At 60.2% G+C, this 876-nt stretch carries 1 pseudogene; it reads right to left on the bottom strand.

Annotated elements, in window-relative coordinates:
- Nucleotides 1-386 precede the first annotated feature (386 nt).
- A pseudogene (locus tag AB9K35_RS09515) lies at nt 387-876 on the bottom strand (hypothetical protein); the annotation flags it as partial.

The raw sequence follows: 876 nt of genomic DNA, 5'->3' as shown, positions 1-876 counted from the left end.
GTCGGCAAACCAAACCTTAGCCGAAGAACAACTATGGCCGCCAAGCGGCTCGCGCGGGCCTCGCTTCGCTACGCGAAGGCTCAGCTCAGCCCGCGCTACCGGCGGAAATTACACCAACCGTTGGGACACTGCTTCGCGCACCGGACGGGGCGTGTGATCGGCCATGAGTTTCCCAACGGCAGGCAGCCGGAACAAAGCTCCGGTCAGGTTCAGATTTTTTTGGAGAAACTACCTGAGGCACGATCGGCCCTGGGTTGCGTGTGCTCTTATCCTGCAGAACTCCAGTCCGGTCAAACGCAAGATCGTTAAGATCCGCCCTAGTAGTCCATTTTTTGCCGATCGCCCTGTGCGCGGCCCGGACAGGTCCGAGCCGCGCCCAAAGTAGGTCATTCCGCAGCGGTCAGCCGGGCTTCAGTAACCTGCCTCGGCGCAAGAAGCTCATTGGCAATCTCATCCACGCGTACGGCCAGCACCGACAGCAGGGTATCGCTAAGCCCATGTGTTTCCTCGCAGTAGCCCTGCAGGAAAATCCGGGGGTGGAAGTTTTCAGTCGTGGCGAGTTGATAGGTGCGCCCTGCTTCGCGGTCGCTTACATAATCGTTGAGCCCAGACAGAAGCGTCTCCCCGATCCGTCGTTGATAGCCGGTTGCAAGCACCACCAGATCATAGCTGCGAGTTTCGGCATTGCCGCCATGGGTCGGGCAAAGCGTCAGCGCTATCTTCCCGCCTTGAGCCTTGGCTGAGCAGTGTCCCAACGGTTGGTGTAATTTCCGCCGGTAGCGCGGGCTGAGCTGAGCCTTCGCGTAGCGAAGCGAGGCCCGCGCGAGCCGCTTGGCGGCCATAGTTGTTCTTCGGCTAAGGTTTGGTTTGCCGACC

This window comes from Leisingera sp. XS_AS12, assembly GCF_041224635.1.
Taxonomy (GTDB): Bacteria; Pseudomonadota; Alphaproteobacteria; order Rhodobacterales; family Rhodobacteraceae; genus Leisingera.
The sequence above is the reverse complement of the archived record's forward strand: the minus strand, read 5'-3'. Positions and strand labels throughout refer to the sequence as shown.